This is a genomic window from Shewanella metallivivens, assembly GCF_028750675.1.
Classification (GTDB): domain Bacteria; phylum Pseudomonadota; class Gammaproteobacteria; order Enterobacterales; family Shewanellaceae; genus Shewanella; species Shewanella metallivivens.
This window is the reverse complement of sequence record NZ_JAQQPZ010000003.1, coordinates 159,567-182,809: the sequence shown is the minus strand read 5'-3', so window position 1 is coordinate 182,809 and position 23,243 is coordinate 159,567. Positions and strand designations below refer to the sequence as shown.

Annotated in this window: 23 protein-coding genes; 14 read left to right on the top strand and 9 right to left on the bottom strand. The window is 43.3% G+C overall.

All coding sequences use genetic code 11. The annotated features are described in order from the left end of the window. Positions 1-276: 276 nt before the first annotated feature. From aceB to PQR79_RS06095, 3 genes are all read left to right on the top strand, one after another. Positions 277-1,929, top strand: coding sequence for a malate synthase A (gene aceB / locus PQR79_RS06105; protein WP_238107049.1), 1,653 nt, complete (start codon positions 277-279; stop codon positions 1,927-1,929). Between the two features lie 97 nt (positions 1,930-2,026). Beyond that, positions 2,027-3,343 (top strand): isocitrate lyase, encoded by a 1,317-nt coding sequence (gene aceA, locus PQR79_RS06100; protein WP_238107050.1) that lies wholly within the window; start codon positions 2,027-2,029, stop codon positions 3,341-3,343. A gap of 355 nt (positions 3,344-3,698) precedes the next feature. After that, positions 3,699-5,153, top strand: coding sequence for an HDOD domain-containing protein (locus tag PQR79_RS06095; protein ID WP_238107219.1), 1,455 nt, complete (start codon positions 3,699-3,701; stop codon positions 5,151-5,153). Positions 5,154-5,228: 75 nt separating this feature from the next. Here the strand turns inward: PQR79_RS06095 and PQR79_RS06090 are convergent, their stop codons facing one another. The 4 genes from PQR79_RS06090 to PQR79_RS06075 form a co-directional block, all read right to left on the bottom strand. Further along, on the bottom strand, positions 5,229-5,834 hold the full coding sequence (locus PQR79_RS06090) for a nuclear transport factor 2 family protein (protein ID WP_238107051.1): 606 nt from the start codon (positions 5,832-5,834) through the stop codon (positions 5,229-5,231). Positions 5,835-5,886: 52 nt separating this feature from the next. Continuing rightward, positions 5,887-6,711, bottom strand: coding sequence for a M90 family metallopeptidase (locus PQR79_RS06085; protein ID WP_238107052.1), 825 nt, complete (start codon positions 6,709-6,711; stop codon positions 5,887-5,889). A gap of 166 nt (positions 6,712-6,877) precedes the next feature. Continuing rightward, positions 6,878-7,279 (bottom strand): CopG family transcriptional regulator, encoded by a 402-nt coding sequence (locus PQR79_RS06080; protein ID WP_238107053.1) that lies wholly within the window; start codon positions 7,277-7,279, stop codon positions 6,878-6,880. Then, positions 7,239-7,985, bottom strand: coding sequence for an AAA family ATPase (locus PQR79_RS06075; protein ID WP_238107054.1), 747 nt, complete (start codon positions 7,983-7,985; stop codon positions 7,239-7,241). The genes PQR79_RS06080 and PQR79_RS06075 overlap by 41 nt, the downstream gene beginning before the upstream one ends. A 422-nt stretch (positions 7,986-8,407) precedes the next feature. Between PQR79_RS06075 and PQR79_RS06070 the strand changes: the two genes are divergently transcribed. Next, positions 8,408-8,620 carry a DUF3820 family protein gene (locus tag PQR79_RS06070; RefSeq protein WP_124730169.1) on the top strand — a complete coding sequence of 71 codons (213 nt, stop codon included), beginning with the start codon at positions 8,408-8,410 and terminating at the stop codon, positions 8,618-8,620. A gap of 14 nt (positions 8,621-8,634) precedes the next feature. On the opposite strand, the gene PQR79_RS06065 is transcribed toward PQR79_RS06070, so the two are convergent. The 4 genes from PQR79_RS06065 to PQR79_RS06050 all read right to left on the bottom strand — a co-directional run bounded on the left by PQR79_RS06065 (position 8,635) and on the right by PQR79_RS06050 (position 12,701). Next, positions 8,635-9,135, bottom strand: a complete 501-nt coding sequence (locus tag PQR79_RS06065; protein ID WP_238107055.1) for a GNAT family N-acetyltransferase — start codon at positions 9,133-9,135, stop codon at positions 8,635-8,637. Positions 9,136-9,192: 57 nt separating this feature from the next. Next, entirely contained in the window at positions 9,193-9,495 is a 303-nt protein-coding gene (locus tag PQR79_RS06060; protein ID WP_188923696.1) for an NrfJ, read from the bottom strand. Between the two features lie 123 nt (positions 9,496-9,618). Then, on the bottom strand, positions 9,619-11,373 hold the full coding sequence (locus PQR79_RS06055) for a bifunctional metallophosphatase/5'-nucleotidase (protein ID WP_238107056.1): 1,755 nt from the start codon (positions 11,371-11,373) through the stop codon (positions 9,619-9,621). 269 nt (positions 11,374-11,642) lie between these two features. Continuing rightward, positions 11,643-12,701: a CNNM domain-containing protein gene (locus PQR79_RS06050; RefSeq protein ID WP_238107057.1), complete on the bottom strand. Its 1,059-nt coding sequence runs from the start codon at positions 12,699-12,701 to the stop codon at positions 11,643-11,645. A gap of 240 nt (positions 12,702-12,941) precedes the next feature. On the opposite strand from PQR79_RS06050, the gene rlmN reads away from it, so the two are divergent. From rlmN to PQR79_RS06005, 9 genes are all read left to right on the top strand, one after another. Next, positions 12,942-14,063 (top strand): dual-specificity RNA methyltransferase RlmN, encoded by a 1,122-nt coding sequence (gene rlmN / locus PQR79_RS06045; RefSeq protein WP_238107058.1) that lies wholly within the window; start codon positions 12,942-12,944, stop codon positions 14,061-14,063. A 31-nt stretch (positions 14,064-14,094) separates the two neighbouring features. Further along, the gene (pilW, locus tag PQR79_RS06040; protein WP_238107059.1) at positions 14,095-14,880 is read left to right on the top strand and encodes a type IV pilus biogenesis/stability protein PilW; all 786 of its coding nucleotides are present in this window, start codon (positions 14,095-14,097) and stop codon (positions 14,878-14,880) included. After that, entirely contained in the window at positions 14,880-15,887 is a 1,008-nt protein-coding gene (locus PQR79_RS06035; protein ID WP_238107060.1) for a RodZ domain-containing protein, read from the top strand. Before pilW ends, PQR79_RS06035 begins: the two co-directional genes overlap by 1 nt. Before the next feature lie 34 nt (positions 15,888-15,921). Next, positions 15,922-17,037: a flavodoxin-dependent (E)-4-hydroxy-3-methylbut-2-enyl-diphosphate synthase gene (ispG, locus tag PQR79_RS06030; protein ID WP_238107061.1), complete on the top strand. Its 1,116-nt coding sequence runs from the start codon at positions 15,922-15,924 to the stop codon at positions 17,035-17,037. A gap of 91 nt (positions 17,038-17,128) precedes the next feature. Beyond that, positions 17,129-18,403 carry a histidine--tRNA ligase gene (hisS, locus tag PQR79_RS06025; protein ID WP_238107062.1) on the top strand — a complete coding sequence of 425 codons (1,275 nt, stop codon included), beginning with the start codon at positions 17,129-17,131 and terminating at the stop codon, positions 18,401-18,403. Positions 18,404-18,417: 14 nt separating this feature from the next. After that, positions 18,418-19,038 carry a tetratricopeptide repeat protein gene (locus tag PQR79_RS06020; RefSeq protein ID WP_238107063.1) on the top strand — a complete coding sequence of 207 codons (621 nt, stop codon included), beginning with the start codon at positions 18,418-18,420 and terminating at the stop codon, positions 19,036-19,038. A 12-nt stretch (positions 19,039-19,050) separates the two neighbouring features. Then, positions 19,051-20,283, top strand: coding sequence for an outer membrane protein assembly factor BamB (gene bamB, locus PQR79_RS06015; RefSeq protein ID WP_238107064.1), 1,233 nt, complete (start codon positions 19,051-19,053; stop codon positions 20,281-20,283). Between the two features lie 103 nt (positions 20,284-20,386). Next, positions 20,387-21,853, top strand: a complete 1,467-nt coding sequence (gene der, locus PQR79_RS06010; RefSeq protein ID WP_238107065.1) for a ribosome biogenesis GTPase Der — start codon at positions 20,387-20,389, stop codon at positions 21,851-21,853. 68 nt (positions 21,854-21,921) lie between these two features. Next, complete coding sequence (locus tag PQR79_RS06005) at positions 21,922-22,137, top strand: DUF3565 domain-containing protein (RefSeq protein ID WP_238107066.1); 216 nt, start codon at positions 21,922-21,924, stop codon at positions 22,135-22,137. On the opposite strand, the gene PQR79_RS06000 is transcribed toward PQR79_RS06005, so the two are convergent. Next, positions 22,121-22,525 carry a hypothetical protein gene (locus PQR79_RS06000; RefSeq protein WP_238107067.1) on the bottom strand — a complete coding sequence of 135 codons (405 nt, stop codon included), beginning with the start codon at positions 22,523-22,525 and terminating at the stop codon, positions 22,121-22,123. The two genes, PQR79_RS06005 and PQR79_RS06000, sit on opposite strands and share 17 nt — an antisense overlap. Positions 22,526-22,666: 141 nt before the next feature. Here PQR79_RS06000 and PQR79_RS05995 point away from each other — a divergent pair, with 141 nt between their 5' ends. Then, the gene (locus tag PQR79_RS05995) at positions 22,667-23,233 is read left to right on the top strand and encodes a cytochrome b/b6 domain-containing protein (RefSeq protein ID WP_274408420.1); all 567 of its coding nucleotides are present in this window, start codon (positions 22,667-22,669) and stop codon (positions 23,231-23,233) included. Positions 23,234-23,243 lie beyond the last annotated feature (10 nt).

The following is a 23,243-nucleotide window of genomic DNA, read 5'->3' as shown; positions in this document are numbered from 1 at the left end:
GCCTAGTTTTTCATCCATTTTGGTCAACTCAAGACTGTTGCAATTACAAACGTTTCTGGTTAGTTTTTAGTACGAAACAAACATATGAAAGTTTGTTTGAGCGTTAAAGGGTGATTATTTATTTGCACAGAACAATATGGACATTGGTTATATGCACAGCGACTTAGCGCTACATAAAATAATCAATGGGTCACTACCCAAACCATATAGCGTCAGCGTCATTAAATGCCTTTAACAGTGACAAACAAGCGCATGCAGCACATAGGGAGCCAAATTATGACCGCCGAACAATTGGTAGCTCAATACGGTAAGACCACAACAGCAACAGAAGAGACGGTAAACACCGACATCACTTTTGTAGGCCCAACAATTGAAGGGCAGCAACAAGTGTTTAATTCTGGTGCAGTGGCGTTTTTAGATTCACTTTGTGCCAAGTTTGCTGCTGAAGTACCAGAGTTATTGGCAAAGCGTAAACAAAAACAAGCGCGAATTGATAATGGTGAGTTACCCGACTTTCTACCTGAAACACGTGCTATTCGTGATGGTGATTGGACTATCCGTGGCATGCCAGAAGATTTAACCGACCGTCGAGTTGAGATCACCGGCCCTGTAGACCGCAAGATGATCATCAATGCATTAAACGCCAATGTAAAAGTGTTTATGGCTGACTTTGAAGACTCATTAGCACCAAGTTGGCAAAAAGTGGTTGAAGGTCAAATTAACCTTCGCGATGCGGTCAATGGCGATATTTCTTTTACTGCGCCAGAAACCGGCAAACAGTATTCGCTTAATCCAGATCCTGCGGTACTTATTGCCCGGGTACGTGGTTTGCACTTAATTGAAAAGCATGTGCTTTATAAAGGTACCCCAGTACCGGGTGGCCTGGTCGATTTTGCCATGTATTTCTACCACAACTACCGTCAATTGTTAGCCAAAAACTCTGGACCGTATTTTTATATCCCTAAGCTAGAAAGTCATCTTGAAGCGCGCTGGTGGGCAAAGGTTTTTGCTTTTGTTGAAGAACGTTTTTGCCTAAAGCCAGGCACCATTAAATGTACCTGCCTAATTGAAACGCTACCGGCAGTGTTTGAGATGGAAGAAATCCTTTATGAGCTTCGTTCAAACATTGTGGCACTTAACTGCGGGCGTTGGGATTATATCTTTAGTTATATTAAAACGTTAAAAAATTATCCAGACCGTGTTCTGCCAGATCGCCAAGCCGTCACGATGGATACTAAGTTTTTAAGTGCTTATTCACGTCTACTGATTAAAACTTGTCACAAACGCGGCGCTCTCGCAATGGGAGGTATGGCGGCCTTCATTCCTGCAAAAGATGAAGAAACCAACGCCAAAGTTTTACAAAAAGTACGTGGTGATAAAGAGCTTGAAGCCCGTAATGGTCATGACGGTACTTGGGTAGCTCACCCTGGACTAGCTGATACCGCTATGGCTATTTTTAATGATTACATTGGCGGCGACAGAACCAATCAATTGCACATTACTCGTGATGTTGATGCCCCCATTTTAGCCAGTGAATTACTTGAGCCCTGTGAAGGTGAACGTACCGAAGAGGGGATGCGTTTAAATATTCGCATTGCACTGCAGTACATCGAGGCGTGGATCCAAGGTAATGGTTGTGTACCTATTTATGGTTTGATGGAAGACGCTGCCACCGCTGAAATTTCTCGTACGTCAATTTGGCAGTGGATTAAGCATCAAAAGAGTTTATCTAACGGCAAGTTAGTCACTAAAGACTTATTCAAAGCGATGCTGAAACAAGAAACTGCCAATGTGAAACAAGAGTTGGGCAGCGATCGCTTTAATGCTGGCAAGTTTACGCAAGCCGCAGCACTGTTTGAACAAATTACGACCTCAGATGAATTGGTCGACTTTTTAACGTTACCTGGTTACGAATTATTAACAGCTTAATGGCAATGTAATAATCCATTTATTGTAAAACAATTATATAGCGCAAGGCTGAATTGATTCACTTTGCCAACTTATTTACTCAGGAAGGAGCAATACCATGACTACACAATTAACTCGTCAGCAACAAATCGATGCTATCAAAAAAGATTGGGCTGAAAATCCACGTTGGAAAGGGGTTAAACGTCCTTTCACAGCAGAAGAAGTAGTGGCATTACGTGGTTCTATTGTTCCAGAAAACACAATTGCACAGCGTGGGGCTGCAAAATTGTGGGATTTGGTTAACGGTGGTGCTAAAAAAGGCTACGTTAACTCACTTGGCGCACTAACAGGTGGCCAAGCGGTACAACAAGCAAAAGCGGGCATTGAAGCGATTTATCTTTCAGGCTGGCAGGTTGCTGCTGACGCTAACTTAGCGGGCACAATGTACCCAGACCAATCGTTATATCCAGCTAACTCAGTACCTGCAGTGGTTAGTCGTATTAACAACTCTTTCCGCCGTGCAGACCAAATTCAGTGGAGCAAGGACGTTAATCCTGGCGATGATAACTACACAGATTACTTCTTACCGATTGTGGCTGATGCAGAAGCAGGTTTTGGTGGGGTGCTTAACGCATTCGAATTAATGAAATCTATGATTGATGCTGGTGCGGCAGGGGTTCACTTTGAAGACCAATTAGCCTCAGTTAAAAAGTGCGGTCACATGGGCGGTAAAGTATTAGTACCGACTCAAGAAGCGGTACAAAAACTAGTTGCTGCACGTTTAGCGGCTGACGTGAGTGGCGTACAAACTCTGGTTATTGCACGTACCGATGCTAACGCCGCTGATTTGATGACATCAGATTGCGACGAATACGACCGTGATTTTGTCACCGGCGAGCGCACAAGTGAAGGTTTTTACCGTGTTAAGGCTGGTATCGACCAAGCCATTTCTCGTGGCTTAGCTTATGCTCCTTATGCTGATTTAATTTGGTGTGAAACGGCTAAACCGTGTCTTGAAGAAGCGAAAAAATTTGCTGATGCGATTCATGCACAATACCCAGACCAATTATTAGCTTATAACTGTTCTCCTTCATTCAACTGGAAGAAGAACTTGGATGACGCCACTATCGCGAAATTCCAGCAAGAGCTTTCAAACATGGGCTATAAGTACCAGTTCATCACGTTAGCGGGCATTCACAACATGTGGTACAACATGTTTGATTTAGCCTATGACTATGCTCGTGGCGAAGGCATGAAGCACTATGTTGAAAAAGTACAAGAAGTTGAATTTGCTGCCGCTGAAAAAGGCTATACATTTGTATCGCATCAGCAAGAAGTGGGTACTGGTTACTTTGACCAAGTGACGACTTGTATTCAGGGCGGTAAGTCTTCAGTTACAGCGTTAACAGGCTCAACTGAAGAAGAACAGTTTTAATCGTTAGTTTTACCATTTTACAAGTTTAGTCACTTTGTGGCTGTTGTAACCCCGTGCGGCTCACCTACAGGTCGCACGGGATTTTTATCCAATCTGTTGGATCATAAGCAAACGCTTAGTTGTTGATTCTAATTGTTTGGGTACTTCCTACCCGTAAGCTTTTCCAACCACATATTTGTGATTGCGGCTCTTAGAGCCGTTTTTTTTGCCTTAACATCAGCGTATAAAAAGTATCGAACACTTCAATTTATTAGACCTGCGTACAACAAACAGCAATCAATTTACGACTCTTTATTGAAATTGAGTATACTCAAATTCAGGTTTGTTACATTTAGGTTAATTGTTTTTGAAGTCGATGACCCAACAAAAAGGTGCCGATTACTGGACTAAGCGTATCAGTGACCAAGAAATGCCTGCATTATGCTCTACCGTACGAGACTTAGAAAAGCTTGCTAAAGATGATGTGTCTTCGTTAGCTTTGCTCGGGCGCAGTGTGATGCACGATAACGCATTAACTTCACGTATTTTACGTGTGGCCAACAGCGCCATATACAATAAAGGCATTAACCAGGTTTCTACCGTTAGCCGCGCAGCGGTAGTGCTTGGTTTTGATACCATTCGTAATATTTGTATTACCGCAAAGCTATTAACTAGTCTGCTAGAAAATAAGCACTTATCTGAAGGTGTTTATACCCGGTTACTAAAGCTGATGGCACAGTCTTTTCAAGCCGCAATGCTTGCGCGGATGATGATGAGTGATCGCGGGGAGTCATTGCGTGAAGAAGTATTTATTGCGTCATTATTGTACCGTATTGGTGAAAGTGCGTTTTGGAGCATGGGCGGTGAAATTCCCGATCAACTGCATCGAAAGCTTTCTGTTATCGACGATAAAGCGGAGCAAAATGCCCTTATTAGAGCGGAGCTTGGGGCTTCATTTGTACAACTTACGCAAGGTATTGCTAGAAGCTGGGGCTTAGGCGAGGTGTTGCAAAAGTCGTTAGCACAACCAGATGAACGCATGCCTGAAATACATTGTATTTTTTTAGCGGATAAGTTGTCAGAATTGTTGTCGTTACCTCAGGTTGATCCTGTTGAATTACAGAAACGCTTAACCCAAGCGGCAGAAATGCTCGATATCAGTGTTGATGATATGACCCAGCGGGTGATTCAATGTAATCAGGTGACTCATAAGTTGGCTATCGAATATGGCGCGAAAGCCATTGTATCGTATTTACCAGAACCTTCGAGAGTCGCAGATGGCATTGTGTCACCGGTTATTGAGGCTGTCACTCGCCAAGTCGACCAAGGTTACCAGCTCGCAAAGTTGCGGCAATTAACCCAATATGCTGTGGTTAAAACCGATTTTAATCAGATTATGCAAACCACTTTAGAAGGCATTTTAAGTGGGGTAGGCGTTGATCGTTGCGGTGTGTTGCTATTGTCGCCAAGCCGTAAACTACTGCAACCTAGAGTGATGATGGGGGACGATGCAGAAATGCTAAAACAAGCGTTTGTGATAGCGCTCGATGATCACGCCTCGGTGTTTAGCCAATGTATAGAGCAAAAGCGCAGTTTTTGGGTGAATGCTCCTTCATCGAAAGACTGTACTGTTCAAATGGATGATGTATTGGTTGAAAAGCTGTCAAAATTTGGCTTTTTAATTGCCCCGCTGGCTATTGGGCATAAAGTATTAGGTTTATTTTATGCTGATCGGCACAGCACTCGTCGATATTTTGAACAGCAAGACAACGACAGTTTTACTCACTTTTGCCAGCTAGCTAATGTGTGTTTTGCCGTATCGATGAGCTAATCCTGAGGGGGGGTGAACAAAAGAGATGGCTCATCTTTGCGAATAAATGGCCATCTCTTTTTTGTTAATGCTTTACTACTGCATAATTAGGCTGGTAATGCGCTTTGCCTTGTCGTTAGGGATTGGAAAACTTAAATGATATTGGGCTATTTTCCAACCTTGTTCTGTGTGAACTAATGCGCCAGTGCCGCGACTTACACCATAGGCTGGGCTGAATAATTGCTCATCAAATAAAATGGTGTCGTCTATTTGCAATAAATGGCGTGATTGAAGCTCATAACGCCAGCCTTTTGTCGGCTGAGCATAACGTTCAAATTCAACCATGTTCCAACGCTCTGTATTGTCGGTGCCGATAAATACCGCTTGTGGATGATATAAACTGAAATAGGTTGCCCAGTCAGCACTTGCTGCACTTTCATGCAGCTTATTAAGCAGGGCACTCACTGCTTGACTGTCTTGTGCAGATAATCCCTGACTGTCGACTATATCAGTGGCGTGGTTGAGATCTTTAATCACGGCAGGGCTTTCTGAGCTCACTTGTTGGCTAATAGATTGATTTTTATTTTCTGTTTGTGCTTGATCTGCACTTAATTCGTCTGCCTGACTTGCGTGTATGTCGAACGCTGCGGCTGTCGTAACTAACATGGCAATAAAGCCAAGTCGGTGAATAATAGATTGCATAGTGTCCCTTACGTTAATAATTGCATTTTCGCGTTGGCCAATAGGGTTACCGTTAATGCCAATGGATTGGATCTAAGTGATAAAACTGACTTAACTCTCGGTATAGTTTTTGATGTTGTTGGTAAAACTCCACAGGGCGTTCAAAAAAGGTTTCGCTTATTACGGCAAAAAACTCTGCCGGGTTGGTTGCGCCATAATAGTTAAATAATGACGGCATATGGTGCGCTGCGCAATGCTGAAGTTGTTTAAATTCGTCGCCTAGCGTTTGCGACCAAGAACGATAAGCCGTAATGTCACCCAGTGGTGGGGCACCATTCGCGCTGCCATCTTCTTGGTCGAGCTGGTGGGCAAACTCATGAATCACCACATTGTTACCATCAAACGGATCCGCAGCACCTTCTAGCGTGCTATTCCAAGACAACACCACTTTGCCATATCCCCAAGACTCACCCAATAACACATTGCGTTGTGTTGACTGCACTCCTGCCATGTCAGTGCGATTGTTCTCAACAATAAAGGCGGCCGGATACACTAAAATTTGCTTCAGTTTTGGATAGTAATCGGTTTGTCGGTTAAGTAAAAGCAGGCAAGCTTGCGCGGCAATGGTGACTTTGACTTCATCATTAATGACAAAACCATTACAACCAACAAATTGTTTTTCTTTAATAAATACCTGTATATGCTTTTTTAATTGTAGCTGTAGATCGGTTGGCATGGCTTTAAAGTACGGAAATCGAGCTTTAAGTATGGCGCGCCATGCATGTGGAAAGGGCGTTGAGGTAATGCGTTTTCGTTGACGCTGTTTACGCCAGCGGCTACTACCAATCCATGCGATTGCTAGTATTGACACGGTGATCACAATGACAATCGCTTCCATTGACTTTCCTAATGAATACACTCATAAGCTATTTATGGGGGAGGCTTAGGTTAAATTCAAGCGAGAGACCTAAAGATAAAAATACTGGCATACAAATAACAGTGGTCAATTTGCTGCCAGCGAAGGGTGGGGAGAGAGGGTGAAAACGGTTTACAGTTTGCTGTGTTTAGTCGTTAAAATTAGCGTCAATACGTTTTTGTTGTTCAGGTGTTAATGAAAAATAATGAGCAATAAGCTGCCTAATGAGCTTTGATTTAGCCACTTGTCCTTTTTGGCTCAATACTGTTAATTGCTCTATTGCCGCCTCACTTAAGGTATAGGTACAACGCTTGTATGGCTTTTTTATCGCCTGAGTATTTGACTGCGTCGTATCAGGTTGTTGATATTTGCGTTGTAAAAAATCAACCACGTTACAAGACTCGGTCAGTACTTTGGGGGAGAAGTCTGAGTGAGTTTTTACGCCTGCGGCATATAAGTCGGCGGCTGCGATAAAGTCATCAACCGACACTGCGATTGGGCGCTCGTTTTTACATAACGAAGCGTTTTTCTTGAGATCGGCTAGTCCCATAATGTCCTCTCAATGTCGTTACGTTAGATACTTTGTTTCGTTGTTCAATAAGCTGTTTTGCATCGCTGATTTCGAGTAGTTCGCAAGCAATACTGCGCATTTCTTCGGTGGCTTTCCCTTTGGGTTCTAACTCAAACACAGATAGACCAGACTCTTCGCTGTCGTCGTAAATGTTTCGGCTATAGTTTACGGCTTCAAGTACATTGATGTCGTAAGTGCGGCAAACATCTTTAGCTTCGGTAATACGATTGGCTTGGTTGGGTAAGCTTGGGCATTGGGTAATGACAAATGATGCTTTCATTTTGGGATTTATCATTAAACAGGTTGCGACAATATCGTCCATGTGACTCACCGTTTTTAAGTCACGACGTTTGGGTCTCAATGGCATGAGTACATGTGATGCTACCGACATTGAAGCGCGCAATGCGAGGTTATCTTGGCCGCCGCAATCCACAATCACATAATCATAATGTTGTTCTAAGCTGAGTAGGTCGTTGCGGATTTTGCCGTATAATTGCACACAGTTGATGGTTGGTAAGTCTGGATTATTATTACGCGCTTGGATCCAGTCTGATGTGGTTCGCTGTGGGTCGCAGTCCACCATTATCACGCTAGCTTGTGCTTCGCGGGTGAGAAACACCGCAATGTTTTGTGCAAGACAGCTTTTACCGCTACCGCCTTTTTCACCGCCGACTAATATGATCATCGAAACTGTCCTCTTTATCAGGCCGCATACACCGCCAAAAGTAATACATAACTTAACTGTAAAAGTTCTGTTAAGTTTCGTCAATTAGCTGATTTTTGACGTTTTTTTATAAATGGCATTGCGAAATTTTATTGACGGTTTTTGTTGGAGTAGCAAAAAGTTGACGCTAATAGCGGTTAAGCGTCAATGTTACTTAAAAGTTAAATGTGAGAGTCACTTACCCCCCTTATTTAACCCGCAGCCGTGTTGAGTTGTCTGATATCACTGGCTTCAGTACGGTTGTAAATTTACTTTATATAGCTAAATTTGCTATTTAACCTGTTTTATATAGCTAATAAATATAGTCAATGTAAACATAAAGCAGGGCAAAAGCGTACATTGCCCGTGTTAAGATCGTTAAAAAACAGCAGAAGGGCCACGTGATGAATGAACAACAACTATTAGACGCGATTAATCAAACGATGCCATTTGGCAAATATGCTGGGCGTAAGTTGTTGCAACTGCCTGAACCATATCTGGTGTGGTTTCACTCTAAAGGCTTCCCTGAAGGAAAATTAGGTGAACAATTGGCTCTTATGTATGAAGTTAAACTCAATGGTTTAGAAGAGATGCTGCAGCCATTGTTAAAACGCTAATGATCAATGACACGCTATTCCATTAATACTTTTTGCATGTAAAACCCTGTGAAGCTGTGGCCGAGTTTGTGTTGGTAGCATACCTGTTTTAAGGCAAAGCCATGTTGTTCAAATAAACCTTTAGACAAGTATGAAGCGTCGACACTCAACAGGGGGTAATTCTGTTGTTGTGCCCAAGATTGTAATTGTTGATATAGCGCCCGTGCGATACCTTGATGTTGCCAAGTCGGTGCAACATACAAACAGTCAATGTAACCTTGCTGCTTAAAGTGAGTTTCAACCCCGATAAATCCAATCACTTGTTGTGCTGAATCTAATGCTAACCAGGCGCGGTTTCGTTGGTATTTTAATTGCCAAAATTTGTTTGAACGCGGCGATGATGACCAAGCGTCGAGTTTGGCTTGAGGGTATCTTGGATGGCGTATGTGCTGTACCGCCTGATGGTATAACTTGCTGACTTGATGTGCATACGCTGGGCTAAAATCAACAATGTGGTAAGGCAATGAATGTTGCATAAAAAAGACCAATCCTGAAGATTGGTCAATTATGGTATTTTTTAAGCGTAAAACGAACTATTTTTTGTCGATGTTGCCAACAAACATAATTTTATCAAAGGTTCTATTTAAGCTTGAACTCGCAAAATCGGTCATCCACATTTGCTCAGACACTTCGACAGTATCGCCTTTGCTAACTTGAGTTTGTGGACCAGCAGCCCAATAGGTTTTGTCTGCTTCTTTAATTTGAACGTAGGTGTAACCACCGCCATTCATTGTGTCTAGCACCTCGCCTTGATGTAATGCGCCTTGTGCCCAAACAGAAGAAATCCCTAACGCTAGGGTAGCGGCGGCAGCAAATGCGATTAATTTAGCTTTCATATTGGTTTCCTGTAATACGATTGAGAAGATACTTCAGCATTTAATCATTTAAGTGACATGTGGTCTGTGATCAAACGCCAATTATCGTGAGCGTATTACAGTTAATGCTAAATGAGCAGCGTGTTACTCATGCTTTGATTTGTCTTCTCGGTGGCTTATGTAATGCACATTAGTAAATAATTGATCTTCAATTAGATGTCCGTGCAAACTGACAAAGTCGATAAAGGCTTCTGGCAAGGTTTGACTGGTCATGGCTTGTTGCCAATGGGCGTGCAGTAAGGCGTCGTAACCTTCTTTACCCGCAGCGGTATAGGAGCTCGATACTCCGATGTACAGTTTATTGAGTTCAAGTGGTTGCCATTGGTCTTGTTTGTAAATTTCAATTTGCGTAATACGTTGACCTTTAGCTTGCTTGCCATCGTAAAAATAACGCAGTCCATAAGGGTAGGGGAAACTGCCTGCTCCCGTCCCCACAATACCATTATTTGTGGCACTGTTAATGGACGATTCTAACGCTTCGATGACGTATTTCCCCATAATTTGATACAGAGTTAATGGCAACTCAAACGGTAAAATACGCCCCACCACATCGGCCAGTGACAGTTGCCCTTTATTAAGCGACTGTCTCACGCCGCCAGCATTGTGCAATGCAAAATCAATATCGGGTTCAATTTTTTTGGCTGCTTTATACATACTGCGGCTAACCCAGGGGGCAATTTCACTGCCGTGAGGTAAATGTTTACTGGGTAAACGGGTATGGACAAAGTCGCGCGGAATGTGGGCCAATATTTGGTTTTCTAATGCATCTAATGCAGGGCGATATTGGCTGTGGATCACTTGATGAATGCCATCATCGTGTTGATCACCTTTGATGCTTGGATGGGCAAATAATTGCTCAATTAACTGTTGCGCTATTGCGGGTGACACTGTTTGCCCTTGAGCGTCGCTGACATGAATATGGCTATCAACCATAAAATAATTATTACCAATAAGCTCAGTGACACAGCCTTGTTGGTCGAAGATTATTTCGGCCAAGCCTAAGGTCTCTGCATATTTACCTGCATGTAAAATGGGCGTTGAGTTAATGGTTTCTGCATAAGGTATATTGCTTAAACCAATGTCACTCATTTGTCCTTGCAAGGTATGAGAGTGGCCACCTACAATCAGGCTAATACCATCCACTTGCTGGGCGAGCTCTCGGTCTTGGTCTAGCCCCAAATGGCTTAACACTATGATGTGTTTGATACCTTGATGATGTAAGCGTGCAATGGTGGCTCGGGTAGTATCAATGGCATTGACAAAGTCGGTGTCAGGGTCGGGTCTAGCAATCAAGCGCATTTGATCTAAGGTGATGCCAATAATTGCCATTTTTGTATCATGAAAAGGCTTTATTAAGACCTTGGCAGTTTCGCTGCTGTCATCAAAGTCGTACAGCATTGGATGACCGTACAACCTGCCGGCTTTTAGTCTATCTTCATGACTTAAGTCCATGTTACCCGCAAGCACTGGAAAATCGATGCGGTTTAAAAAGGCTTGTACTGGGCTATTACCTGCATCAATTTCATGATTGCCTAATACCATGGCGTCAGGTTTTAACAGGTTAAGTAAATGGGCGTTGGCTGCGCCTTGAAACTCACGAAAATACAGTGTGCCTTGAAAACTGTCGCCACCATGTAAAAATAAAAATGGCGTTTGCTGTAGGGCTGCTTGCTGCCTTGCTTGGTCGATTTGAAATCCTAAGCGAGCATAGCCTCCTGAGTTTGTTTCCAACTTATAAGATTGCTGCTCGGTAGTGAGACTAAATTGGACTGGGCTTGGTTCAAAGTTTGAATGCGTGTCGTTGATATGTGCAATGGATAAGCGATAAGAATTTTGCATTAGTTCCCTCTGAGTAATGACATCATCTTAACGTATCTGGCGTAATGCTGTCATCCGCAGTCATTTGAAAACAATAAAATATTAGTATGTACTGATTTTGAGCATAAAAAGAGTGGCCGGCTTATCGTGTTCATTTCGATAAGCGGCCATACTGTACGGCGCAATAGAGGGTCAGTATCAGTCTGCGCGACAGGTTATTCATTGCTATCTAACTTAGCTACAACGCTCTGCAGCCCTATGATCCTGTTAGATGTACAGTGAATTGTCAGTTAGTTGGCTTCGGTGTCGGCGTAAATCACTAATCCTTTATGTTTAATTCGTCGCTGCCAAAGCTTACGAGCCAATGCCTGCATGTCTGGGGCGATGTCTTTTGAGTCGACGATTTCTAAGCCAATAAGGGTTTCGATGATGTCTTCAATCGTAACAATCCCTTCGCTTTCACCGTATTCGTCAACCACTAATACCATTTTACTATTACGTTTTATCATGGTTTGAAATAAAGGCAGCACGCTCACTGACGACTGCACCACCAATAAGCTTTTTACAAGAACGCCAATAGCTTCGTTGGGCATTTGGCTTGCATGCAAAATAATGTCATTACGATTAACATAGCCAATAACGTTATCACGTTCATCTTGATAAACAGGAATGCGGGTAAATGGACTGCTTAAGTGCTGACGCATAAATTGTTCGTTGGTGACGCTCGTTGGCAATTTAAACATTACCGTTCTTGGGGTCATGATGTCGCTGACCGTCATGTCTTTCATCGCCAACATTTGGGTTAAAATTTGTGATTCTTGTTCGCTGAATTCACCGCTGTCTTTGGCCATTTGGTTCATGGCGCTGAGTTCTTGACGAATATAATGATGGCTATCACTTTTACCTAATAGACCGGTGATTTTCTGTGATAACCAAATCAGCGGCAGAGTAAATTTTTCCATCCAATATAAACACAGCGACACCGCTGGGGCGAGTTTGCGCCAATGATTAGCACCAATAATTTTGGGGATAATTTCAGAGAAAAATAAAATTAAAAATGTCAGAACCGCAGAGAATACCCCAAGCAGCTCACTGCCAAAAATAATCGCAGCCTGTGCGCCTGCAACCGAGGCTCCCATCGTGTGAGAGATAGTGTTTAAGGTGAGAATAGACACTAAAGGTGAGTCGATATTTTGTTTTTGTTGATGCAGTCGTGCTGCCGCGTGAGGGTGGTGCTCTTTAAGGTTAGCAATGTAACTTGGGGTGACCGATAGTAATACGGCTTCAAAAATACTGCATAAAAACGAGATAAATATAGCGAAAAAAACGATAAACAGAAGGGTTATCATAGGTTGAAAGTCAAAACTTCCTCATAGCAGGCCACATGGCCATGGGTGATATTACACCAATCTAGGTTAATACAAGCTGAATTTTTTGTCTGTATGATTGAAATCTAAGAGGTTAAATGGATTCACATTACGATAAGTGGCTGAGTTTGTCGTTAACGCAAGCTTACTGTGGCTAAAAGGTTATGCTACCTGTATAATTTGCCGCCCTGTTACAGGTTTTGGCGTTTTGAGGTTAGGCAGATGAGTGTAAAAAAAATCAATTTATTAGATCTTGATCGTAAAGGACTGCGTGCGTTGTTCACCGAAATGGGCGAAAAACCGTTTCGTGCCGATCAATTAATGAAGTGGGTTTATCACTTTGGCGTCAGTGACTTCGAAGAAATGAACAACATTAACAAAGCATTGCGTGCAAAGCTTGCCGCACGATGTGAAATTGTTGCGCCAGAAATTTCAAGCTTCCAAAAATCAAATGATGGCACTATCAAATTTGCGATTAACGTTGGCCAAGGCCAAGAAGTAGAAACCGTTTACATTCCAGAAGACGACCGCGCGACCTTGTGTGTATCATCGCAAGTTGGTTGCGCACTAGAATGTACTTTCTGCTCAACAGCTCAACAAGGTTTTAACCGTAATTTAAGCGTGTCTGAGATTGTCGGCCAGGTTTGGCGTGTATCGCAATTTTTGGGTTTTCATAAAGATACCGGCGACCGGCCAATTTCTAACGTTGTTATGATGGGGATGGGCGAGCCTCTACTGAACTTAGCCAACGTAATCCCTGCAATGGACATTATGCTAGACGATTTTGGCTTTAGTTTGTCGAAACGCCGCGTCACCTTGTCGACTTCTGGTGTCGTCCCTGCGCTTGATAAGCTTGGTGATGCAATCGATGTCGCATTAGCTGTGAGTATCCACGCGCCTAATGATGAACTGCGTGATGTGCTTGTACCTGTTAACAAAAAATATCCACTGCAAGAGTTTTTAGCGGGTATTCGTCGTTACTTAGAAAAATCTAACGCGAACCGTGGCCGTGTCACCGTTGAGTATGTGATGTTAGATCATATCAATGACAGCACAGACCAAGCCCATGAATTAGCTAAGTTAATGAAAGATACGCCTTGTAAAATTAATTTAATTCCATTTAATCCATATCCTGGTTCGCCTTATGGTCGCTCGTCAAACTCACGTATTGACCGCTTCTCTAAAGTCTTGATGGAATACGGTTTAACCGTCATCGTACGTAAAACCCGTGGTGACGATATTGATGCTGCTTGTGGTCAATTAGCGGGTGACATACGTGATAGAACAAAGCGTTTAGCAAAAAAACAAATGCAACAAAACCAGATTTCAGTCACAATGGATTAACTTGTTGTTTGCATAGATAATAGGCTCAAAAATGAAGCATGGAATGCAAAAAATTGTTGTGATGACCATAATGGCGCTGTCGGTTACCGGTTGTGTAACTGAACGCACCTATAGTGGTACTGATACCCCGGTGGCTGAACGTAAATTTGATAAAGAGAGTGCGGCCCGCGAGCGCATGCAACTTGGATTGAAATATTTAAGTCGAGGTAATAGCGAGCAAGCAAAATATAATTTAAATAAAGCCGTAGAGCACGCGCCAAATTTAAGTGAAGTGCATGTGGCGATGGCCTATTATTACCAAACCGTTGACGATGTGGTTCGCACTGAAGAATCCTACAAGCGGGCGATTAGCCTTAGCGACGCAACCGGTGATGCGCGTAATAATTTCGGGGTGTTTTTGTGTCAACAAGGTAAATTTGCTGAGTCAGAAAAAATGTTTCTTGAGGCCATTAATACGCCAAAATACACCCGCACAGCATCAAGTTACGAAAATTTAGGTGTGTGTAGTCGCAAAGCAGGCAATAAAGAAAAAGCGCGACAGTATTTTAATATGGCGTTAAAGTATGATCCAAGAAGACAAGTAACCTTATTAGAGTTAACCGAGTTAGCCATGGAAGAAGCTGACTACGGCGATGCGCGCAAACAACTCGCAAGATACCATCGAGTTGCAAGTGAATCTGCAGAAAGTTTAGCCTTAGGGATCAAGATTGAGCGGGCGGCAAATGACTTAGAAGCCGTAAAACGATTTGGCATTTTATTAATTGCGAAGTTTCCTGCATCTCCACAAGCCAAAAATTATAGAGCTAACTTGAATTAATGACTAAAGAATTCGAAGTAGAACAAGACGCTGAAAAAGCCGCTTTATTAAACAATGTTGTTACCGCGGGTGCAATTTTAAAAGCGGCTCGCGAAGCCAAAGGACTGTCTATTGAGACGGTGGCAACGCAATTACATTTACGGCCAAAAATAGTCAGTGATATTGAACAAGACATTTTTGATAATATTGCTTCCACCACTTATGTGCGGGGGTATATCAGAAACTATGCGCGTTTCATTAATGCGGATTTGAACGAAATTCAATTATGTTTAAGCCATCAATTGCCTGAAATTGTTCCTCCGGCAATGCAAAGCTTTTCACGTAAAACAACTCATCAGGCTCGTAACAGTCGGCTTAATTTGGTGACTTACCTTATTTTGGCTGTGCTAATTGCCATGTTTGTGCTTTGGTGGGTGCAAAAGTCATCATTGTTAACCAATGTAGATGTGTCGATGCCTACGGTTGAAGAAATTGCTGCAGAAGCCAGTATGCCTGAGTCGCAAACAATGGTGCCAACAGAACAAGCTGCACCAGTGAGTGATGTTCAAGAGGGGGCGCAGCAAAGCACTGTTGTCGATGACAATGGTGGGCAAGCGGTCGGTGCAGAAATCGATGCTTCGACTAGCAGCCTTGAGCAGCCTAATGTATCAAGCAGCGCAATGCCTACCAGTACGTTAACCCCAGCGGCGAACAGTACCTTAAATCAAGCTAGCACTGAATCAATTGTCAATCTTGATAGTGCAGCGTTAAGTGTTTCTGGCACTGAAGGTATACTCAAAATTGAGTTAAGTGGTGATTGCTGGATTAACGTGACCGATGCCAACGGAAAAGTATTAGTAGATGGTGTGAAAACCGCGGCTAAGTCAGTTGAAGTGCGTGGAACCAAGCCTTTTAAAGTGATACTCGGTGCCCCACAGGTTGCCAGTATCAGCCTTGACGGTGACCAAGTCAGCCTAGCTGAATTTGCTAACGGTCGAGTCGCAAGATTAACCCTGCCAAAAGCATAAAGTGCTTTAGCAACAAGCAGTAGAGCGTATTTGCATGTATAACGAATCCCCAATTATTCGCAGACCTTCCACACGTATTTACGTGGGCAATGTGCCTATTGGTGACGGTGCACCGATTGCCGTACAGTCGATGACCAATACAAAAACCACAGATGTTGAAGCAACTGTGGCGCAAATTAAAGCTTTAGAAAAAGTGGGTGCCGACATTGTACGCGTTTCAGTGCCAACGATGGATGCTGCTGAAGCGTTCAAAATCATCAAACAATCGGTTGATGTGCCGTTAGTTGCCGATATTCATTTTGATTACCGCATTGCGTTAAAGGTGGCCGAGTACGGCGTTGATTGCTTGCGCATCAACCCGGGTAATATTGGTAACGAAGAACGTATCCGCAATGTGGTTGAGTGTGCTCGTGACAAAAACATTCCCATTCGTATCGGGGTGAATGGCGGCTCACTTGAAAAAGATTTAATGGACAAGTACCGCGAGCCAACGCCTGAGGCTTTACTTGAATCAGCAATGCGCCACGTTGATATTTTAGACCGTCTTAATTTTGATCAATTTAAAGTCAGTGTTAAAGCATCTGACGTTTTTTTAGCGGTCGCATCTTATCGATTACTCGCAAAACAAATTCGCCAACCTTTACATTTAGGTATTACCGAAGCGGGCGGAATGCGTTCTGGTTCTGTGAAGTCTGCTGTAGGGTTAGGCATGTTGTTAGCCGAAGGTATCGGTGACACCATTCGTATTTCTTTGGCTGCCGATCCGGTTGAAGAAATCAAAGTCGGTTTTGACATTTTAAAGTCATTACGTATTCGAAGTCGCGGCATTAACTTCATTGCTTGCCCATCCTGTTCTCGTCAAGAATTTGATGTAATCAACACAGTGAATGAACTTGAACGCCGCTTAGAAGACGTCACAACGGCAATGGATGTGTCCATTATTGGTTGTGTGGTTAATGGCCCAGGCGAAGCATTAGTGTCGCATATTGGCTTAACCGGTGGTCATGCCAAAAGTGGTTATTACGATGATGGTGTGCGTCAAAAAGAGCGTTTTGACAACAACAGCATTGTTGACGGCTTAGAGGCCAAAATTCGCGCTAAAGCAGCGATGATGGCTAATCGTATTGAGATTGCCGACAAAACAGAATAATTCTCTAACCTGCTCGTTGTGTTTAGCATAGATTGAGCGGGTAAATTTACTTTTATTAGTGCAAGCTAATTTTAAAATTGGACCAGTAACAGTGGCAAAGCAAATCCAAGCAATTCGCGGAATGAATGACATTCTGCCTACTCAAAGCCCAATTTGGCAAAAAGTCGAAGCGGTGCTTCGCTCATCAGTTAGTGCATTTGGTTACAGTGAAATCCGCACTCCTATCGTTGAAAGTACCGACCTTTTTAAGCGATCAATTGGTGAAGTGACCGACATCGTAGAAAAAGAAATGTACACCTTTGAAGACCGTAACGGTGACAGTTTAACTCTTCGCCCAGAAGGTACGGCTTCAACAGTACGCGCGGGTAATGAACACGGTTTATTGTACAACCAAGAACAACGCCTATGGTATATGGGCCCAATGTTTCGTCATGAACGTCCTCAAAAAGGTCGTTACCGTCAATTCCACCAATTTGGTGTTGAAGTTTACGGCATTGGTAGCGCTGACATTGACGCTGAAGTGTTAATGTTATCTGCACGTTTGTGGGACCAACTTGGCATTAAAGAGCATGTTGCCTTAGAGCTTAATACCTTAGGTGATCCCGCTGAGCGTGCTGCATATCGTGATGCGTTAATTGCCTTTTTAGAGCAACACAAAGATAAGTTAGACGAAGACAGTCAGCGCCGCATGTATTCAAACCCACTGCGCGTATTAGACAGCAAAGACCCACAAGTACAAGCTATTTTAGCCGATGCACCAGCATTGATGGACTACTTGGGGGAAGACACAAAAACACATTTTTCAACTTTATGTGAACTCTTAGACGCTGTTGGTATCCAATACACCATCAATCCGCGTTTAGTGCGTGGTTTGGATTACTATAACCGCACGGTATTTGAATGGGTAACCACAAGCTTAGGCTCGCAGGGTACTGTGCTTGCTGGTGGCCGTTATGATGGCTTAGTTGGCCAATTAGGTGGTAAAGATACGCCTGCTGTTGGTTTTGCTATGGGCTTAGAGCGCATTGTATTATTGCTTGAGACGCTAGAGTTAACCAACGACATTGCCGCTGAAGTTGATGTATACGTCACAGCAATGGGTGACAATTGCTTAGTCGAAGCGATTAAAGTCGCCGCAGAGTTGCGTCAACAGTTACCAACGCTTAAAGTCATGTCTCACTGCGGTGGTGGTAACTTTAAAAAGCAGATGAAGCGCGCAGACAAAAGCGGTGCACAATATGCACTAATTATTGGCGAAAATGAAATTGCAAATAACCAAGTTGCCATTAAGCCATTACGAAATAACAACGAACAACAATTAGTCGCCCGTACTGAACTGGTGACTAAAATTGCAGAACTGATTTAAGAGGGGAAGCGTAAGTGGAAATTTATAGCACAGAAGAACAACAAGTCGATGCTATCAAGCAGTTCTGGAAAGATTATGGAACCTCAATTGCCGTCGGGGCTGTGGTAGGTCTTGGTGGCCTATATGGGTGGAACACCTATTCAGACATGAAAGTTGAATCAGCTGAAAAAGCTTCTGAAACTTTTCAGGCTATCGCTGAGCAATCAACGAATCCTGCTGCATTTTTAACTCAAGCAGAAACCTTTACTGCTGAGCACGATCAAGCCGGTTATCAAGCATTGCTTGAATTAATGGTCGCTAAGGCTGCCATTGATGCTGGTGACTTAACCAAAGCAGAAACCGCGTTAACAAAAGTGATTGCTGCAAAACCAGGCTCAGGTTTAGACATGGTGGCGACCATTCGTTTAGCACGTGTTCAAGCTGAACAAGATAACTTAGGTGTTGCGTTAGCCACACTTGAACAAGTCACTGACGAAGCATTTGCTTCGCAACGTGAAGAGTTAAAAGGCGACTTTTTAGTGCGTCAAGGTGATTTGGATAAAGCCAAGTTAGCTTATCAAGCAGCAGTAGATAATGGTGGTGCGTTAACCAGTCCTGCGCTGACAATGAAACTAGACAATCTAAACAAGGCATAAGGAACTTAGCCGATGAAGTCGTGGTGTAGAAATCTACTTGCCGTTGGGCTAAGTGTTGCTTTTTTATCAGCTTGTTCTTCAAGTGATGTTGAAGAAGAACCTGTTAGTGAATTAGTTGATATTCAAGCAACCGTGTTTCCAGTAATCAGCTGGGACACCAGTGTAGGCGAAGGTGTAGGTGATTATTACTCACAGCTTCGTCCTACGGTTCGTTACGGTAAATTATTCGTTGCTGATCGCAGTGGACTTGTGGTTGCATTTGATGAAATAACCGGCGAAAAGTTATGGTCGACAGACTTTAATGATACGTTCGAAGAAAAACTCAAAACCAAAACCAAAGGCATTCGCTTAGCTGCAGGTGTTACCGCAGCTCGTAAAAAAGTGTTTGTGGGTGGTGAAACCGGTTTATTGGTGGCATTAGATGAAGCTACCGGTGAAGTTGTGTGGTCTGCTCAGGCCAACGGTGAATTACTTTCTGCGCCAACGGTTGCCGAAGACGTTGTTGCTGTCAATACCGCTAAAGGTGCGTTTGAAGCTTTTAGCGTTGATACTGGCGACAAGTTATGGACGTACGAAAGCCAACTGCCTAACTTAACATTACGTGGTACATCTTCTGCTGCCTATGAAGCGGGTGGATTTTTTGTTGGTACCGCTGACGGTAAAGTGGCTGTTGTAGTGAAAAATAATGGCCAAGCCGCCTGGGAACAACCCGTATACAGCCCAAGTGGCGGTAATGAGTTTACCCGTATGGCTGACGTTGACATGACCCCGTTAATTCTTGGCGAAAACTTATATGTTGCCAGCTACAATGGTAACTTAGTGTCAATGGAGTTACGAAGCGGCCGTACTGTTTGGTCACGTAAATATTCAAGCTTTAATGAGTTAGCGGAAGCGGGCTTAAGCTTATATCTCGTTGACGACCATAGTCGAATTTATTCAGTTGACCGTCGTAACGGTCTAGAGTTATGGAATAACTCAACGCTTAAAAATCGTGAGCTGACTGCTGCTGCGGTTATCGACAGCTATTTAGTGGTTGGTGATTTGGAAGGCTATTTACATTTCATAGACCGTAATAACGGCGAGGTTGTAGGCCGTATTGAAGTCGACAGCGATGGTTTATATGCTCAGCCATTAGTGGTTGATGACAAAATCTATGTGCAAGGCCGCAGTGGTAAAGTTGCCATTGTCGTCTTAGACAAAGAACAAATGAATGCTGAGGACGATACCGTAGCCAGTGCAGAATAAGTCCTAGGACCATTTCTGGATTAATTAAGGTATAATATCTCTACTAGAGCCCCTGGAAGCGTTCCGGGGGCTTTTTATTGAAAAGTTTTTTAGAGGCAAAATCATGATCCCTGTAGTGGCCCTGGTGGGGCGACCAAACGTCGGTAAATCGACATTATTTAATCGTCTTACACGTACTCGTGATGCGTTAGTAGCTGATTTTCCTGGCTTAACACGTGACCGTAAATACGGCCGTGCATTTTTAGCTGGTTACGAGTTTATCGTTGTTGATACCGGCGGTATTGATGGCACCGAAGAGGGGATCGAAACTAAAATGGCTGAGCAGTCATTAGCTGCTATTGAAGAAGCTGATGTCGTGTTGTTTATGACCGATGCCCGCGCCGGTTTAACAGCCGCCGACTTAGCCATTGCACAGCATTTACGTAGTCGTGACAAAGTGACCTTTGTGGTTGCTAACAAAGTTGACGGTATCGATGCCGATTCAGCCTGTGGTGAATTTTGGTCTCTCGGTTTAGGTGAAGTATACCAAATGGCTGCTGCACAAGGCCGTGGTGTTACCAACATGATTGACTACGCGTTAACCCCTTATGCTGAAGCCATGGGCATTGTCCGTGAGCTTGATGAAGAAGGCGAGCAGGTTGAGCGTGAATACACCGAAGAAGAAGCAGAAGCTGAACAAACGCGTTTACAAAACTTGCCAATTAAGCTGGCCATTATTGGTAAGCCAAACGTGGGCAAGTCAACACTGATTAACCGTATTTTAGGTGAAGAACGTGTCGTGGTTTATGACGAACCAGGCACCACTCGCGACAGTATTTACATTCCAATGTCGCGCGAAGGCCGTGAGTACGTGCTCATTGACACTGCAGGTGTGCGTCGTCGTAGTAAAGTGCATGAAGTTGTCGAGAAATTCTCGGTGATTAAAACCCTAAAAGCGGTTGAAGATGCTAACGTGGTATTGTTAGTGATTGATGCGCGCGAAGGTATTGCAGAGCAAGACCTTGGTTTACTCGGCTTTGCCTTAAACGCTGGTCGTGCCCTTGTGATTGCTGTAAACAAGTGGGATGGTATTGATCAACTTGTTAAAGACCGAGTTAAAAGCGAATTAGACCGTCGTTTAGGTTTTATCGACTTTGCTCGTATTCACTTTATTTCTGCATTGCACGGTACCGGTGTTGGCCATTTATATGAGTCAATTGAAGAAGCATACGACAGTGCAACTCGTCGAGTGAGCACTTCGATGTTGACCCGTATCATGCAAATGTCGCAAGAAGATCACCAACCGCCATTGGTTAATGGTCGCCGTGTTAAGCTTAAATATGCCCACGCAGGTGGATATAACCCACCAATTGTTGTGGTACACGGTAATCAGGTCAGTAAACTGCCTGACTCATACAAACGTTATATGATGAACTATTTCCGTCGTTCATTGAAAGTGGTTGGTACGCCAATCCAATTACGTTTCCATGAAGGCGCTAACCCGTTTGAAGGTAAAACAGACAAGTTAACCTTAGGGCAAGAACGTCGCCGCAAGCGGGCAATGAGCCATATCCGCGATCGTAAAAAATAGCGATAGCAATAACAAAAAGCCTGACATGTTCAGGCTTTTTTGTGGCCCCAATATTAACAGGGAAATGCATGCGACAAGCAATAATGGCTTACCACCAAGATGAAGAAGAGCATTGGGTTGCCCAGTTAGTATGTGGCCATTTTCAACATGTGCGCCATGACCCACCCTGGAGTGTCCGTGAATGGGTCACTACCGATCTTGGTCGCAAACAACATTTAGGTATGCAACTGAACTGTAAAAAATGTGATCGTGAAGAACCTGTAGATGCTATTGGAGCGTCTTAGTTTTCGATTGTCTACAGCTCAATAGATAGCCGGCAATATACAGGCAGATAACACTGTCCATTGCCATGGATAACCAAAAGCCATGGGTAAAAGGTTGGCTTGAATAACCTATAACTAAACTGACAAAAAATAATTTTTCAATTAATGCTACCCAAAACACTGAGATGATCCAGTCATTACGAAATATCGCAATCAAGAAACTACAGCCCATCATCAATACTAAAAAGCCCCAATGCTGAATAAATATTGTGTCGCTAACAATATAGGGCAATTGGTTTAACTGGGCTAAAGCCCATTGAGGCGCGATAGTATAAAGCCCACCTAACGATGTACCAATACCGGCAATCAGCAGTGCTAAGGTTTGTGTACGTTTAAAAAATTCAGCCATGAGAACGCCCTATTCATAAATCCCTTTCATATTTATCTTGCTGCTCGGTCAGTCATATTACGAATACAACCCTAAACCATAAGTGATTGTTAAGTTTAAGGGGCAATAATGCAGTGGTTAACTTAATCTATCGAGGTGTATATGTATACTCAATCCAATTTTCCATTACTTCATCGTTTTCTTCACTGGGGATTGGCCTTGTCCATGCTGGTGATGTTATTAACCGTATTGTTGCGTTTAGGCTGGATGGAGAAAAATCATATGGCAGCCCTGATGACTCAAGGCTTAGCCAATATTGATGTCTTGATCACCGATAAACAAGCGGTAAGTATTGCGAAAGTGATCCGCGGGGTGATGTTTAAATGGCATATTTACTTTGGTTATGCGGTAAGTGTTTTGGTGTTTGCTCGCTTTGTGTATATGGCTAAATTTGGCCTGCATTATCCTTCGCCATTGAGCCGCCAATCGACAACAAAGCAAAAGTTCCAAGCATGGGTGTATTGGGTGTTTTATGCCGGCGTTGCCTTGTCGGTGATCACCGGGTTACTAATCAAATTTGGTCCAGAGGCCATAGAACATCAAGCAGAAACAATACATAAACTGGCGTTATGGTACTTTATTCCGTTTATCAGCTTGCACGTGGCTGGTATATTCATTGCCGAATCAACTGATGAAAAAGGCATAGTATCCAAAATGATTGGTGGCTAATGCGGGTGAC